The organism is Streptomyces sp. cg40 (assembly GCF_050320165.1).
In the GTDB taxonomy this organism is placed as follows: Bacteria; Actinomycetota; Actinomycetes; order Streptomycetales; family Streptomycetaceae; genus Streptomyces; species Streptomyces hokutonensis.
The window spans coordinates 3,078,936-3,093,063 of sequence record NZ_CP190128.1 but is presented as its reverse complement, the minus strand read 5'-3'; the positions used below and the strand labels follow the sequence as shown (position 1 = coordinate 3,093,063).

The following is a 14,128-nucleotide window of genomic DNA, read 5'->3' as shown; positions in this document are numbered from 1 at the left end:
GGTCCTAGAGCGCTGCCGCCTGTGCCGCCTTCAGGGCCTCCGCCAGCCGCTCCGGCTCGCGGGTCGACAGGTACAGGTACGGCGTCGGGTCGGCCGGGTCGGTGACCTCCACGCGCAGTGCCGTGGGGATGTAGGAGCGCAGCAGCAGGAAGGCCCGGGTGTCGGCCTTGTAGGTGCGCCAGGCGCGCGCCTCCTCCGGGTCCAGGATCTCCGCCTCGCCCAGGGCCGTCACCGGGATCTTCGCCTCGCCGGCGATCAGCGAGCCGCCCACGATCCGGATCCGGAGCGAGCCGTAGGAGCTGGCCGTGACCGCCGCGAACGCGGTGCCGCCGACCAGGCCGCCGAGCAGCGGCAGAGTGCCGAAGGGCAGCAGGATCAGGGCGAAGGAGACGCCCACCAGGAACGAGATGAACCACCACGAACGGGGGGCGGTGAGGCGCTCGTCGTAGGGGGAGGCGGAAAGCTGCATGGAGCCAAGCTTGGCACGGTGTCCGGAACATACGGACGCGCGGGTAAGGTCTGCGGCTGTGGGTGGTACTTCTCCAGCTCTTAAGCCTCCGTCCGACGCCGTGAAACCGGTGCGGCACCCCGACGCGCCCGCGCCCGGTGAGTTGCTGGGTGCCCACTACGAACAGTGTTTCGGGTGTGGCGGCGACCAGCCGCACGGGCTGCATCTGGCGGCGCGGGCCGGCGAGGGTGTGACCATCACCGCCGAGTTCACCGTGCGGGCCGCCCACCAGGGCGCCCCGGGCCTCGCGCACGGCGGAGTGCTCGCCAGCGCGCTGGACGAGACCCTCGGCTCGCTGAACTGGCTGCTGCGGACGATCGCGGTGACCGGCCGCCTGGAGACCGACTTCGTACGGCCCGTGCCCGTGGACACGGTGCTGTATCTGGAGGCCGAGGTCACGGCCGTGGCCGGCCGGAAGATCTACTCGACCGCCACGGGACGCATCGGCGCTCCCGACGGGCCGGTCGCCGTGCGCGCCGACGCCCTCTTCGTCGAGGTGAAGGTCGACCACTTCATCGAAAACGGCCGCCCGCAGGAGATCCGGGCCGCCATGGACGACCCGGACCAGGTCCGGCGTACCCGTGCCTTCGAGGTGAACCCGTGAGCAGTGACCGCAGTCCCCTGGACGTACTGATCCGGCGCGTCGACCCCGACGTACCGCTTCCGTCGTACGAGCACCCCGGTGACGCGGGCGCGGATCTGCGGACCACCGAGGGCCGGGAACTCAAGCCGGGTGAACGGGCCGTACTGCCCACGGGGGTGTCTGTCGCGCTCCCGGAGGGGTACGCGGCCTTCGTGCACCCCCGTTCGGGGCTCGCCGCCCGCTGCGGTGTCGCCCTAGTGAATGCCCCGGGGACGGTTGATGCCGGGTACCGTGGGGAGATCAAGGTGATCGTGGTGAATCTCGACCCGTACGAGTCGGTACGGTTCGAGCGCTTCGACCGGATCGCCCAGCTGGTCGTCCAGCAGGTCGAGAGGGTCCGCTTCCAGGAGGTCGCGGAACTTCCCGATTCGGCGCGGGCCGAGGGGGGCTTCGGGTCCACCGGCGGTCACGCCGCCGTGGGCGGCACCACGGGTGGGAATCGATACGCTTCGGTCGTATCCGACCGGGAAGGACAGTGACGTGTTCGGACGTCGCAAGAAGGGCACTGCCGCCGAGGACGCGGCGAGCGAGGCCGAGCAGGTCGTCGACGACGTCGACACTGAGGCGGACGCGGTGGAGCGCGTGAGGCTCGAACCGGAGCCCCGCCCCGACGGACCCTGGGACGACTCGGAGGTCGGCGATCCCGCCGAGGGCCGGGTGGACCTGGGCGGTCTGTTCGTGCCGGGAGTCGACGGCATGGAGTTGCGGGTCGAGGTCGCGGGTGACGCGATCGTCGCCGCCACCGTGGTCCTCAAGGACAGTGCCATCCAGTTGCAGGCCTTCGCCGCCCCCAAGCGCGAGGGCATCTGGGGTGAGGTCCGCGAGGAGATCGCCAGCGGCATCACCCAGCAGGGCGGAATCGTCGACGAGGTCGAGGGGCCGCTGGGCTGGGAGCTGCGCGCGCAGGTTCCGGTGCAACTGCCGGACGGCACGGGCGGTTTCCAGGTGGTGCGGTTCGTCGGTGTGGACGGTTCGCGCTGGTTCCTGCGCGGGGTGATCTCCGGGCAGGGCGCGGTGCAGCCGCAGGCGGCCGGTCTGCTGGAGCAGATCTTCCGGGACACGGTCGTCGTGCGCGGCGAGGGCCCGATGGCGCCCCGCGACCCGATCGTCCTGAAGCTGCCGAACGACGCTCAGATGGTTCCCGAGGGCGTCCAGCAGGAGGAGGCGGGTTCCCGCTTCTCCGGCGGCATGGGCCAGTTGCAGCGCGGACCGGAGATCACCGAGGTCCGCTAGCGGGAACAGACAGCCACGAAAGGGCCGTACCCCTCCGGGGGTGCGGCCCTTCGGCGTGTGCGCACCCTTGACGGCGTATTGGTCTGTACCTATGGTCTCGGCTCAACGCCCGAGTTCATCAGGGTGCTCTGTGTTCACATACGAGAACGGAGTCACCGTGCGCCGTGCTGCCCTGCTCTCCGTCGTCACCGCGCTGGTCCTGGGCTTCTTCGCTCAGCCCGGCGCCACCGTCACCGCCGAGGCGGCCCCCGCCGCCTTCGTCCACCCCGGAGTCGACGTCTCCAGAAGCCAGCTGGACTTCGCCCGCACAGAGGTCCTCGCCGGCGCCCAGCCCTGGAAGGGCGCCTACGACCAGATGATGGCCAGCTCCTACGCCAGTCTGAGCCGGACCCCCAAGCCCAGAGCCGTCGTCGAGTGCGGCTCGTACTCCAACCCCAACTACGGCTGCACCGACGAACGCGAGGACGCGATAGCGGCCTACACCGACGCGCTCGCCTGGTACATCACCAAGGACGCGCGCTACGCCCAGAAGTCCATCGAGATCATGGACGCCTGGTCGGCCACGATCACCAGTCACACCAACAGCAACGCGCCCCTCCAGACCGGCTGGGCCGGTGCCTCCTGGCCCAAGGCCGCCGAGATCATCAAGTACACGTACACCGGGACGTGGACCAACTCGGCCCGCTTCGCGACCATGCTCCGCAACGTCTACCTGCCCGAGATCATCAACGGCTCCAATTCCAACGGGAACTGGGAGCTGACGATGATGGATGCCGCCGTCGGCATCTCCGTCTTCCTGGAGGACAGGACGTCGTACGACAAGGCCATGGCGCTCTTCCGGACGCGCACGGCCGCGTACATCTACCTCGCCTCGGACGGCAGCGTGCCGAAGACCGTGCCGAGCCAGAACCTCAACACCACGGCGAAGATCGTCGCCTACTGGCAGGGCCAGTCGACCTTCGTCACCGGGCTCACCCAGGAGACGTGCCGCGACTTCACCCACACCGGGTACGGCCTCTCCTCGATCTCGCACGTCGCCGAGACCAGCCGGATCCAGGGCGCCGACCTCTACGGCACCGACGTCGGCGAGCGGCTGCGGCAGGCGCTCGGGTTCCAGGCCAAGTACCAGCTGGGGACGGCCGTGCCGAGCTGGCTGTGCGGCGGGTCGCTGACCCTCGGGCTCGGGCCGGTCACCGAGGTCGGCTACAACGCGCTGCACAACCGCCTGGGCATCGCCATGACCAACACCCAGACACTGACCCTCGACAACCGCCCGGCCGGCACCAACAACCTCTTCGTGGCCTGGGAGACCCTCACCCACGGCGACAACCCCAACTGAGTACCGTCGCGCCCTGATGCCCGTACCGTGCCGTACGGGCATCAGGGTTGTGTCAAAGACGTCCAGGACCAGGCTCGCCACCCCTTTTGTCGGACTTATTGGCCGTAAAGTCGACGCTGCGTACACGGGTGTGACGGGAAGACAATGGGGCCATGGGACGCGGCAAGCTTCGGATCTACCTCGGTGCGGCACCGGGCGTCGGCAAGACGTACGCCATGCTGTCCGAGGCCCACCGCAGGGTGGAGCGGGGCACCGACTGCGTGGTCGCCTTCGTGGAGCACCACGGCCGGGCCCGCACCGAGGTGATGCTGCACGGCCTGGAGCAGGTCCCGCGCGCGGAGCTGGCCTACCGGGGCACCGTCTTCACCGAGATGGACGTCGACGCCGTACTGCGCCGGGCCCCCGCCGTCGCCCTGGTGGACGAACTCGCCCACACCAACATCCCGGGCTCCCGCAACACCAAACGCTGGCAGGACATCGAGGAACTGCTCGCGGCCGGCATCGACGTGGTGTCGACCGTCAACATCCAGCACCTGGAGTCCCTCGGCGACGTCGTCGAGTCGATCACCGGGGTGCGCCAGCAGGAGACCGTGCCGGACGAGGTCGTCCGCCGGGCCGACCAGATCGAGCTGGTCGACATGTCGCCACAGGCGCTGCGGCGGCGGATGGCGCACGGCAACATCTACCAGCCCGACAAGGTCGACGCGGCCCTCTCCAACTACTTCCGCCCCGGCAACCTCACCGCCCTGCGGGAACTGGCCCTCCTGTGGGTGGCAGACCGGGTCGACGAATACCTCCAGGAGTACCGCAGCGAGCACCAGGTGTCGGCGATCTGGGGTTCGCGCGAGCGGATCGTCGTAGGACTGACCGGCGGTCCCGAAGGGCGGACGCTGATACGGCGGGCCGCGCGGCTCGCGGAGAAGGGGGCCGGCGGTGAGGTGCTGGCCGTCTACATCTCCCGCAGCGACGGCCTGACCTCCGCCTCCCCGAAGGAACTGGCGCAGCAGCGCACCCTGATCGAGGACCTCGGCGGCACCTTCCACCACGTAGTGGGCGACGACATCCCGGCCGCGCTGCTCGACTTCGCGCGCGGGGTCAACGCCACCCAGATCGTCCTCGGCTCCTCGCGCCGCAAGACCTGGCAGTACGTCTTCGGGCCCGGCGTCGGCACCACGGTGGCCCGCGAGTCCGGGCCCGACCTGGACGTCCACATCGTCACGCACGGAGAGGTCGCCAAGGGGCGCGGACTGCCGGTGGCCCGGGGCGCGCGGCTCGGGCGGGCCCGGATCGTCTCGGGCTGGGTGGTCGGTGTCGTCGGGCCGGTGGGCCTCGCGCTCCTGTTGAACGCGATCCATCTCGGGCTCGCCAACGACATGCTGCTGTTCCTGTCGCTGACCGTCGCCGCGGCGCTGCTCGGCGGGCTGCTGCCGGCGCTGGTGTCGGCTGCCTTCGGGTCGTTCCTGCTGAACTACTACTACACGCCCCCGCTGCACCGGCTGACCATCGCCGACCCCAAGAACATCGTCGCCATCGCGATCTTCGTAGGCGTTGCCGTGTCCGTGGCCTCCGTCGTCGACCTCGCCGCGCGGCGCACCCAGCAGGCCGCCAGACTGCGCGCCGAGTCGGAGATCCTGTCCTTCCTCGCGGGGAGCGTGCTGCGCGGCGAGACCAGCCTCGAAGCGCTCCTGGAGCGGGTCCGGGAGACCTTCGGCATGGAGTCCGTGGCGCTGCTGGAACGCAAGAGCGACGTCGACCCCTGGACCTGCGCCGGCCGGGTCGGCGTCGGGGTGCCGCTGGAGCGGCCCGAGGACGGCGATGTGGACATGCCGGTCGGCGACCACATGGCCCTCGCGCTGACCGGCCGGGTGCTGCCCGCCTCCGACCGCCGGGTGCTCGCCGCCTTCGCCGCGCAGGCCGCCGTCGTACTGGACCGCAGACGCCTGCGCGAGGAGGCCGACCAGGCCCGCGCCCTCGCCGAGGGCAACCGCATCCGTACGGCCCTCCTGGCGGCCGTGAGCCACGATCTGCGGACCCCGCTGGCCGGCATCAAGGCAGCCGTTTCGAGTCTGCGCTCGGACGACGTGGCGTGGTCCGAGGAGGACCAGGCCGAGCTACTGGAGGGCATCGAGGCCGGCGCCGACCGGCTCGACCACCTCGTGGGCAACCTCCTCGACATGTCCCGCCTCCAGACCGGCACGGTCACGCCGATCGTCCGGGAGATCGACCTCGACGAGGTGGTGCCCATGGCGCTGGTCGGGGTCCCCGAGGGCAGCGCGGAACTCGACATCCCGGAGACGCTGCCCATGGTGGCCGTGGACCCGGGGCTGCTGGAGCGGGCGGTGGCCAACCTGGTCGAGAACGCGGTCAAGTACAGCCCGCCGGACCGACCCGTCCTGGTGTCCGCCAGCGCCATCGCCGACCGCGTGGAGGTCCGGGTGGTCGACCGGGGCCCGGGGGTCCCGGACGAGGCCAAGGACCGCATTTTTGAGCCCTTCCAGCGCTACGGCGACGCCCCGCGCGGTGCCGGAGTCGGGCTCGGCCTCGCCGTGGCGCGTGGCTTCACCGAGGCCATGAACGGCACCCTGAACGCCGAGGACACACCCGGCGGCGGCCTCACCATGGTCCTCACGCTCCGCGCGGCGAAAGGCGTCGTGGAAGACGCGCACGACGGGCATGACATGTACGACGTACAACCGGAAAGGCAGGTCTCATGACCAGGGTCCTCGTGGTCGAGGATGAGCCGCAGATCGTGCGGGCCCTCGTGATCAACCTCAAGGCGCGGAAGTACGAGGTCGACGCGGCGGCCGACGGGAAGACCGCGCTCGATCTCGCCGCCTCCCGCCACCCCGACGTGGTCGTCCTCGACCTGGGGCTGCCCGACATGGACGGCGTCGAGGTGATCAAGGGCCTGCGGGGCTGGACCCGGGTGCCGATCCTGGTGCTGTCCGCCCGGCACTCCTCGGACGAGAAGGTCGAGGCGCTGGACGCGGGCGCCGACGACTACGTCACCAAGCCCTTCGGCATGGACGAACTGCTGGCCCGGCTGCGGGCCGCCGTGCGCCGGGCCGAGCCCACCGGCGGCGGCGAGGACGACGTCCTGGTCGAGACCGAGGAGTTCACCGTCGACCTGGCCGCCAAGAAGGTCCAGCGCGACGGCAGGGACGTACGGCTGACCCCCACGGAGTGGCATCTGCTGGAGGTGCTGGTGCGCAATACCGGGCGGCTGGTCAGCCAGAAACAGCTGTTGCAGGAGGTGTGGGGGCCGTCCTACGGGACCGAGACGAACTACCTCCGCGTCTACATGGCTCAGCTGCGGCGCAAGCTGGAGACGGACCCCGCGCACCCGAAGCACTTCATCACGGAGCCCGGGATGGGCTACCGGTTCGAGCGCTGACGACGCGGGTACGTCACTGTCGGTGGACCCCGGTACGCTTCAGATATGAGCGCTGTCTCCCGTTCCGAAAAGCCGGCCGGCCGGTTCCGGCGCATGCTCGACCGGCTGTCCTCCTCGCAGGAGGACCTGGAGTCCGAGGAGCTGCGTGAGGACTCCGAGACCGAGGGCTGTGTCCGGATCGGCGACTGCCACGACCGACAGATCGTGACGGTTACTGGTACCTTGCGCACGGTCACGCTGCGCCCCCGGGCGGGAGTTCCCGCGCTGGAGGCCGAACTGTTCGACGGCTCGGCCGCCCTGGACGTGGTGTGGCTCGGCAGGCGTTCCATCGTGGGCATAGAACCGGGACGCAAGCTGATCGCGTCCGGCCGGATCTCCATGAGCAGAGGCCGCCGGGTGCTCTTCAACCCGAAATACGAACTGAGACCCCTCGGACGGGAGTAGCCGGTGACGTCGCTCGACAAGCCGACCACAGAGACCGTGGACGCCGAAGACAGCGAGCAGGATGTCCGGGCGGTGACCGAGGCGGCCCTCTTCGAGGCGTTCGGCGGGCTGCGCGGCATGATCGAAACGGTCCTGCCCGGCCTCCTCTTCGTCACCATCTTCACGATCAACAAGGACCTGCACTGGTCGGCGATCGCCGCCCTCGCCGTGTCCCTGGTCCTGGTCGTGGTCCGCCTGGTGAAGCGCGACACCGTCAAGCACGCCTTCAGCGGTGTCTTCGGCGTCGCCTTCGGTGTCGTCTTCGCGATGATGACCGGCAACGCCAAGAACTTCTACCTCCCCGGCATGCTCTACACGCTGGGCCTGGCGCTCGCCTACATCATCACGACCCTCGCGGGCGTCCCGCTGATCGGCCTGATCCTCGGCCCGGTCTTCAAGGAGAACCTCTCCTGGCGCACCCGCAACCCCGGCCGCAAGACGGCGTACGCCAAGGCCAGTTGGGCCTGGGGCCTGATCCTGCTCGCCAAGTGCGCGATCCTCTTCCCGCTCTACTGGTGGGCCAACACCGCCCAACTCGGCTGGGTCCTGGTCGCGTTGAAGATCCCGCCGTTCCTGCTGGCCGTCTGGCTGACCTGGGTCTTCCTGGCGAAGGCACCCGCTCCCATCGACGTGTTCGCGGAGATGGAAGCCGAGGAACAGGCCGAGAAGGAACGCAAGGCGGCGGCTGCCACGGCGGAGGGCCGCCACCGGCGAGACGCATAGGTTCCGTTACGACGAAGAGGGCGCCCCGACATCTCGGGGCGCCCTCTTCGTCGTAACACCGGACTAGCTCGCCGCGTCCTCCCGGCGCACCGACAGCAGGTCCTCCAGCTGCTCCTCGCGCGCCTGGGCCGCGACGAACAGCAGCTCGTCGCCCGCCTCCAGGGAGTCCTCGCGGGACGGGGTCAGGACGCGGGTGCCTCGGATGATCGTGACCAGGGAGGTGTCCTCGGGCCACTCCACGTCGCCGACCTGGGTGCCCGCGAGGGCGGACTCCTCGGGGAGGGTCAGTTCCACCAGGTTCGCGTCGCCGTGGCTGAAGCGGAGGAGGCGGACCAGGTCGCCGACCGAGACCGCTTCCTCGACCAGGGCCGACATCAGGCGGGGGGTGGAGACGGCCACGTCGACGCCCCAGGACTCGTTGAAGAGCCACTCGTTCTTCGGGTTGTTGACGCGGGCGACGACGCGCGGGACGCCGTACTCCGTCTTCGCGAGGAGGGAGACGACCAGGTTGACCTTGTCGTCGCCGGTCGCGGCGATCACGACGTTGCAGCGCTGGAGCGCCGCCTCGTCCAGGGACGTGATCTCGCAGGCGTCGGCCAGCAGCCACTCCGCCTGGGGGACCCGCTCGACCGAGATCGCGGTCGGGGCCTTGTCGATGAGAAGGATCTCGTGACCGTTCTCCAGCAGCTCACCGGCGATCGAACGTCCGACCGCGCCGGCTCCGGCAATGGCGACCCTCATCAGTGACCGCCCTCCTCTTCGGGACCCTTGGCGAACGCCGCCTCGACCTTGTCGACCTCGTCCGTGCGCATCATCACGTGCACGAGGTCGCCCTCCTGCAGCACGGTCTGCGAAGAGGGCAGCATCGCCTCGCCGAGACGGGTGAGGAACGCCACGCGGACGCCCGTCTCCTCCTGCAGCTTGCTGATCTTGTGGCCGACCCAGGCCGCCGAGGCGTGCACCTCGGCGAGCTGGACACCGCCGGTGGGGTCCCGCCACAGCGGCTCCGCGCCCGAGGGCAGCAGCCGGCGCAGCATCTGGTCGGCGGTCCAGCGGACCGTGGCGACGGTGGGGATGCCCAGGCGCTGGTAGACCTCGGCACGGCGGGGGTCGTAGATACGGGCCGCGACGTTCTCGACGCCGAACATCTCGCGGGCCACCCGCGCGGAGATGATGTTCGAGTTGTCACCGCTGGAGACGGCCGCGAACGCGCCCGCCTCCTCGATGCCCGCTTCGCGCAGCGTGTCCTGGTCGAAGCCGACCCCGGTGACCCGGCGACCGCCGAATCCCGGGCCCAGCCGACGGAAGGCGGTGGGGTCCTGGTCGATCACGGCGACCGTGTGCCCCTGTTGCTCCAGGGTCTGGGCAAGAGCGGAACCCACTCTGCCGCAGCCCATGATGACGATGTGCACGACCGTCCTTCCGGTGTCCTGAAATCAATGCTCAGCCCCATCAGGGTCTCAGACCGAGGCCAAAGTACACACGTCCGGCCCTTCCGGGGCACCCCTGTGCGTCAGCGGCGCCCGATGCTGCGCACACTGGCCAGGGTGAGGATTCCGAGGCCGGCCAGGGCGGCGAGGGCACCGATCAGCTCTGCGGTCGAGGGCATGGAACCTCCAGGAGGCGGGCGGGAGCGGGGTTTTGTCATATAGACACGGAGTCGCCACTCCCGACGGAATCCGCAACTCCACTCGTCACCGATTTCACCCGTGAGGCAGATGAGAGGCAGATGACATGGCTCAGGCAGGTGGCGAGTAGAGGATCGCCTGTTCGAAGGCCTACGATCCTCTGTTGTGTCCAAACTGACCGACGTGCCCAAGCGCATCCTCATCGGGCGCGCACTGCGCAGCGACCGGTTGGGCGAAACGCTCCTGCCGAAGCGCATCGCACTCCCCGTCTTCGCTTCCGACCCGCTGTCCTCCGTCGCGTACGCGCCCGGCGAGGTGCTGCTGGTCCTCTCCATCGCGGGCGTGTCGGCCTACCACTTCAGCCCCTGGATCGCCGTCGCGGTCGTGGTGCTGATGTTCACCGTGGTCGCCTCCTACCGGCAGAACGTCCACGCCTACCCCAGCGGCGGCGGCGACTACGAGGTGGCCACCACCAACCTCGGCCCCAAGGCCGGCCTTACCGTCGCCAGCGCCCTGCTCGTCGACTACGTCCTCACCGTCGCCGTCTCGATCGCCTCCGGCATCGAGAACCTCGGCTCCGCGATCCCGTTCGTGGTCGAGCACAAGGTGATCTGCGCCATCGCCGTCGTGGTCCTTCTCACGCTGATGAACCTGCGCGGCGTGAAGGAGTCCGGCTCGCTGTTCGCGATCCCGACCTACGTCTTCGTCGCGGGCGTCTTCGTCATGATCGCGTGGGGCGCCTTCAGGGGCCTGGTCCTCGGCGACACCATGCGCGCGCCGACCGCGAGCTACCACATCAAGGCCGAGCACCAGGGGCTCGCGGGCTTCGCGCTGGTCTTCCTGATGCTGCGCGCCTTCTCCTCCGGCTGCGCCGCCCTCACCGGCGTCGAGGCGATCTCCAACGGCGTCCCGGCCTTCCGCAAGCCCAAGTCGAAGAACGCGGCGACCACCCTCGCGGCGATGGGCCTGCTGGCCGTCACCATGTTCTGCGGGATCATCGCCCTCGCCATGACGACCAAGGTCCGCATGGCCGAGAACCCGGCCACCGACCTGATCCACAACGGCGTCGCCATTGGCTCCGGCTATGTCCAGAACCCGGTGATCTCCCAGGTGGCCGAGGCCGTCTTCGGCAAGGGCAGCTTCCTGTTCGTGGTCCTGGCCGCCGCCACCGCGCTGGTCCTGTTCCTGGCCGCCAACACGGCGTACAACGGCTTCCCGCTCCTCGGCTCGATCCTCGCCCAGGACCGCTACCTCCCGCGCCAGCTGCACACCCGCGGCGACCGCCTGGCCTTCTCCAACGGCATCGTGCTGCTCGCCGGCACCGCCACCCTGCTGATCGCGATCTACGGCGCCGACTCGACCCGCCTGATCCAGCTGTACATCGTCGGCGTGTTCGTCTCCTTCACTCTCAGCCAGACCGGCATGGTCCGGCACTGGAACCGCCACCTCGCCACCGAGAAGGACCAGGCCAAGCGCCGCCACATGGTCCGCTCGCGGGCGATCAACGCCTTCGGCGCGTTCTTCACGGGTCTCGTCCTGGTCGTCGTCCTGGTCACGAAGTTCACGCACGGCGCCTGGGTGGCGCTGCTCGGGATGTGCATCTTCTACGCCACGATGACCGCGATCCGTAAGCACTACGACCGGGTCGCCGAGGAGATCGCCGCCCCCGAGGGCCCCAGCGACGACAGCCTCCGCCCGTCCCGTGTCCACTCGGTCGTCCTGATCTCCAAGATCCACCGCCCGGCTCTGCGCGCCCTGGCCTACGCCAAGCTGATGCGCTCGGACACCCTGGAGGCGCTCAGCGTCAACGTGGACCCGGCCGAGACCAAGGCGCTGCGCGAGGAGTGGGAGCGGCGCGGGATCGACGTACCGCTGAAGGTGCTCGACTCGCCGTACCGCGAGATCACGCGGCCGATCATCGAGTACGTGAAGGGCCTGCGGAAGGAGTCGCCGCGCGACGCGGTCTCCGTGATCATCCCCGAGTACGTCGTCGGCCACTGGTACGAGCACCTGCTCCACAACCAGAGCGCGCTCCGGCTGAAGGGCCGGCTGCTGTTCACGCCGGGCGTGATGGTGACGTCGGTGCCCTACCAGCTGGAGTCCTCCGAGGCGGCGAAGATCCGGGCCCGGAAGCGGCAGGAGTGGAGCGCGCCGGGCGCGGTGCGGCGGGGGCCGGCGGAGGAGCGGCACAGCGAGTCCTCGAAGTCCAAGCTGTAGCTACGACGGCTTTGTGGTGAGCGGTCGGGCAGGGCCCACGTAGACTGGTGGGCTGTTGTCCGGCCGTTCCCCCTTTGACGTTGTGGAGTCACCCCGCCATGCAGGCAGAACCGAAGAAATCGCTGGTGGGGGAGGAGTACGAGGTCGAGGTCGGCCCCGTCGCCCATGGCGGGCACTGCATCGCCCGTACGGCCGAGGGCCAGGTGCTGTTCGTCCGGCACACGCTGCCCGGTGAGCGCGTGATCGCGCGGGTCACCGACGGCGAGGAGGGCGCGCGGTTCCTGCGGGCCGACGCCGTGACGATCCTGGAGGAGTCCAAGGACCGCGTCGAGGCGCCCTGTCCCTACGCGGGCCCCGGCCGCTGCGGCGGCTGCGACTGGCAGCACGCCAAGCCCGGCGCGCAGCGCCGCCTCAAGGGCGAGGTCATCGCCGAGCAGTTGCAGCGGCTCGCGGGCCTCACGCCCGAGGAGGCCGGCTGGGACGGCACGGTCATGCCGGCCGAGGGCGACAAGCTGCCCGCCGGGCAGGTCCCGCAGTGGCGCACCCGCGTCCAGTACGCGGTCGACGTCGACGGCAACGCCGGTCTGCGCAAGCATCGCTCGCACGAGGTCGAGCCGGTCGAGCACTGCATGATCGCGGCGCCGGGCGTCAGCGAACTGGGCATCGAGGAGCGCGACTGGTCCGGCATGGCGTCTGTCGACGCGATCGCGGCGACGGGGTCCCAGGACCGCATGGTCATCCTGGAGCCGCGCCCGGGCGCCCGCCTGCCCCTGGTCGAACTCGACCGCCCGGTCTCCGTCATGCGCGTCGAGGAGCACGACGGCGGCATCCACCGCGTCCACGGCCGCGCGTTCGTCCGCGAGCGGGCCGACGGCCGCACGTACCGTGTCGGCAGCGGCGGTTTCTGGCAGGTCCACCCGATGGCCGCGGACACCCTCGTCAAGGCCGTCATGCAGGGCCTGCTCCCGCGCAAGGGCGACATGGCGTTGGACCTGTACTGCGGCGTCGGCCTCTTCGCCGGCGCCCTCGCCGACCGCCTCGGCGACAAGGGCGCGGTCCTCGGCATCGAGTCCGGCAAGCGCGCGGTCGAGGACGCGCGGCACAATCTCGCCGGGTTCGAGCGCGTGCGCATCGAGCAGGGCAAGGTCGAGAGCGTGCTCCCGAAAACGGGGATCAGCGAGGTCGACCTGATCGTCCTCGACCCGCCTCGCTCGGGGGCCGGCAAGAAGACGGTGGAGCACCTGTCGTCACTGGGGGCGCGGAAGATCGCGTACGTGGCGTGCGATCCGGCGGCGCTGGCTCGGGACCTGGGGTACTTCCGGGACGGGGGGTATCGGGTGCGGACGTTGCGGGCGTTCGATCTGTTTCCGATGACTCATCATGTGGAGTGCGTGGCGATTCTGGAGCCGGTGGCCAAGCCTTCCTGACCTGCGGGTTTCTGGTGAGGGGCCCTCGGTGTTGGCCGGTGTACGGCACGTGCCAGAGCCCAGAGCCCAGCGCCCAGAGCCGGGCACGGAGGTGGTCCGGGTCCGCTTACTTGGGTGGCAGGGTCGCGGCGAAGGCGTGCCCCTCGTCGACCCATTGGCCGAGCGCGTCGTCCTCGGTCAGTACGGAGGAGTCGACCAGGATCCAGCCGCGCATCGGGCGGCCGGTCATGTCGAAGACGCGGGTGCCGGGCCGGGCCAGGGCCGAGTCGGTGTGCTCGGGCCCGACGCGCACCATGAGGTCGCTGCCGCTGATGCCCACGGCCATGTTCCCTCGGTACAGGAAGGCGATCCCGCCGAACATCCGCTTCTCGGTGACGTCCTGACGCACGCCCAGCCGTTCGCGCACGCGCTCGGCCAGCCCTTCGTCGTATGCCATGGGAATCTCTCATTCCGTGCCGGTGGGCCCGAGTCCCAGGTGTGGGTGACGTGCAGGGGCATCGGCCCGGGAAGTCCGCCGTGCGGGTGCCCTCGGC

The 14,128-nt window shown here is 69.9% G+C and carries 14 protein-coding genes; 10 read left to right on the top strand and 4 right to left on the bottom strand.

From position 1 onward, the window contains the following. Positions 1-4: 4 nt before the first annotated feature. Positions 5-469, bottom strand: coding sequence for a DUF3093 domain-containing protein (locus ACQHII_RS13430; RefSeq protein ID WP_427919537.1), 465 nt, complete (start codon positions 467-469; stop codon positions 5-7). Positions 470-527: 58 nt separating this feature from the next. Between ACQHII_RS13430 and ACQHII_RS13425 the strand changes: the two genes are divergently transcribed. The 8 genes from ACQHII_RS13425 (at position 528) to ACQHII_RS13390 (ending at position 8,323) form a co-directional block, all read left to right on the top strand. Continuing rightward, a complete protein-coding gene (locus tag ACQHII_RS13425; RefSeq protein WP_427919536.1) occupies positions 528-1,112 on the top strand; it encodes a PaaI family thioesterase in 585 nt (194 codons plus the stop codon). Beyond that, positions 1,109-1,630, top strand: a complete 522-nt coding sequence (dut, locus tag ACQHII_RS13420) for a dUTP diphosphatase (RefSeq protein ID WP_427919535.1) — start codon at positions 1,109-1,111, stop codon at positions 1,628-1,630. The genes ACQHII_RS13425 and dut overlap by 4 nt, the downstream gene beginning before the upstream one ends. Position 1,631: 1 nt before the next feature. After that, positions 1,632-2,384 carry a DUF3710 domain-containing protein gene (locus tag ACQHII_RS13415; RefSeq protein WP_019072963.1) on the top strand — a complete coding sequence of 251 codons (753 nt, stop codon included), beginning with the start codon at positions 1,632-1,634 and terminating at the stop codon, positions 2,382-2,384. Positions 2,385-2,541: 157 nt separating this feature from the next. Further along, the gene (locus ACQHII_RS13410) at positions 2,542-3,723 is read left to right on the top strand and encodes an alginate lyase family protein (RefSeq protein ID WP_427919534.1); all 1,182 of its coding nucleotides are present in this window, start codon (positions 2,542-2,544) and stop codon (positions 3,721-3,723) included. Positions 3,724-3,875: 152 nt separating this feature from the next. Beyond that, positions 3,876-6,437 (top strand): ATP-binding protein, encoded by a 2,562-nt coding sequence (locus ACQHII_RS13405; RefSeq protein ID WP_427919533.1) that lies wholly within the window; start codon positions 3,876-3,878, stop codon positions 6,435-6,437. Continuing rightward, a complete protein-coding gene (locus ACQHII_RS13400; RefSeq protein WP_019072966.1) occupies positions 6,434-7,117 on the top strand; it encodes a response regulator in 684 nt (227 codons plus the stop codon). The genes ACQHII_RS13405 and ACQHII_RS13400 overlap by 4 nt, the downstream gene beginning before the upstream one ends. 45 nt (positions 7,118-7,162) lie before the next feature. Beyond that, positions 7,163-7,561: an OB-fold nucleic acid binding domain-containing protein gene (locus tag ACQHII_RS13395; RefSeq protein ID WP_019072967.1), complete on the top strand. Its 399-nt coding sequence runs from the start codon at positions 7,163-7,165 to the stop codon at positions 7,559-7,561. Positions 7,562-7,564: 3 nt separating this feature from the next. Beyond that, positions 7,565-8,323, top strand: a complete 759-nt coding sequence (locus ACQHII_RS13390; protein ID WP_427919532.1) for a DUF3159 domain-containing protein — start codon at positions 7,565-7,567, stop codon at positions 8,321-8,323. Between the two features lie 63 nt (positions 8,324-8,386). Here ACQHII_RS13390 and ACQHII_RS13385 read toward each other — a convergent pair whose 3' ends face one another. Together ACQHII_RS13385 and ACQHII_RS13380 are read right to left on the bottom strand one after the other, a co-directional pair. Next, positions 8,387-9,064, bottom strand: coding sequence for a potassium channel family protein (locus tag ACQHII_RS13385; protein WP_019061074.1), 678 nt, complete (start codon positions 9,062-9,064; stop codon positions 8,387-8,389). Further along, the gene (locus ACQHII_RS13380; protein WP_200716253.1) at positions 9,064-9,735 is read right to left on the bottom strand and encodes a potassium channel family protein; all 672 of its coding nucleotides are present in this window, start codon (positions 9,733-9,735) and stop codon (positions 9,064-9,066) included. The genes ACQHII_RS13385 and ACQHII_RS13380 overlap by 1 nt, the downstream gene beginning before the upstream one ends. A gap of 381 nt (positions 9,736-10,116) precedes the next feature. Here ACQHII_RS13380 and ACQHII_RS13375 point away from each other — a divergent pair, with 381 nt between their 5' ends. Together ACQHII_RS13375 and ACQHII_RS13370 are read left to right on the top strand one after the other, a co-directional pair. Beyond that, positions 10,117-12,168: an APC family permease gene (locus ACQHII_RS13375; RefSeq protein ID WP_427919531.1), complete on the top strand. Its 2,052-nt coding sequence runs from the start codon at positions 10,117-10,119 to the stop codon at positions 12,166-12,168. A 98-nt stretch (positions 12,169-12,266) separates the two neighbouring features. Beyond that, complete coding sequence (locus ACQHII_RS13370; RefSeq protein WP_427919530.1) at positions 12,267-13,595, top strand: class I SAM-dependent RNA methyltransferase; 1,329 nt, start codon at positions 12,267-12,269, stop codon at positions 13,593-13,595. 106 nt (positions 13,596-13,701) lie between these two features. Here ACQHII_RS13370 and ACQHII_RS13365 read toward each other — a convergent pair whose 3' ends face one another. Beyond that, complete coding sequence (locus tag ACQHII_RS13365) at positions 13,702-14,031, bottom strand: TfoX/Sxy family protein (protein WP_427919529.1); 330 nt, start codon at positions 14,029-14,031, stop codon at positions 13,702-13,704. Between the last annotated feature and the right edge of the window lie 97 nt (positions 14,032-14,128).

Bases quoted from the DNA above. Each gene is read 5' to 3' on its own strand.
- ACQHII_RS13395 (WP_019072967.1), top strand. From the start codon at position 7,163: ATGAGCGCTGTCTCCCGTTCCGAAAAGCCGGCCGGCCGGTTCCGGCGC.
- ACQHII_RS13370 (WP_427919530.1), top strand. From the start codon at position 12,267: ATGCAGGCAGAACCGAAGAAATCGCTGGTGGGGGAGGAGTACGAGGTC.
- ACQHII_RS13430 (WP_427919537.1), bottom strand. From the start codon at position 469: ATGCAGCTTTCCGCCTCCCCCTACGACGAGCGCCTCACCGCCCCCCGT.
- ACQHII_RS13400 (WP_019072966.1), top strand. From the start codon at position 6,434: ATGACCAGGGTCCTCGTGGTCGAGGATGAGCCGCAGATCGTGCGGGCC.
- ACQHII_RS13385 (WP_019061074.1), bottom strand. From the start codon at position 9,064: ATGAGGGTCGCCATTGCCGGAGCCGGCGCGGTCGGACGTTCGATCGCC.
- ACQHII_RS13365 (WP_427919529.1), bottom strand. From the start codon at position 14,031: ATGGCATACGACGAAGGGCTGGCCGAGCGCGTGCGCGAACGGCTGGGC.
- ACQHII_RS13405 (WP_427919533.1), top strand. From the start codon at position 3,876: ATGGGACGCGGCAAGCTTCGGATCTACCTCGGTGCGGCACCGGGCGTC.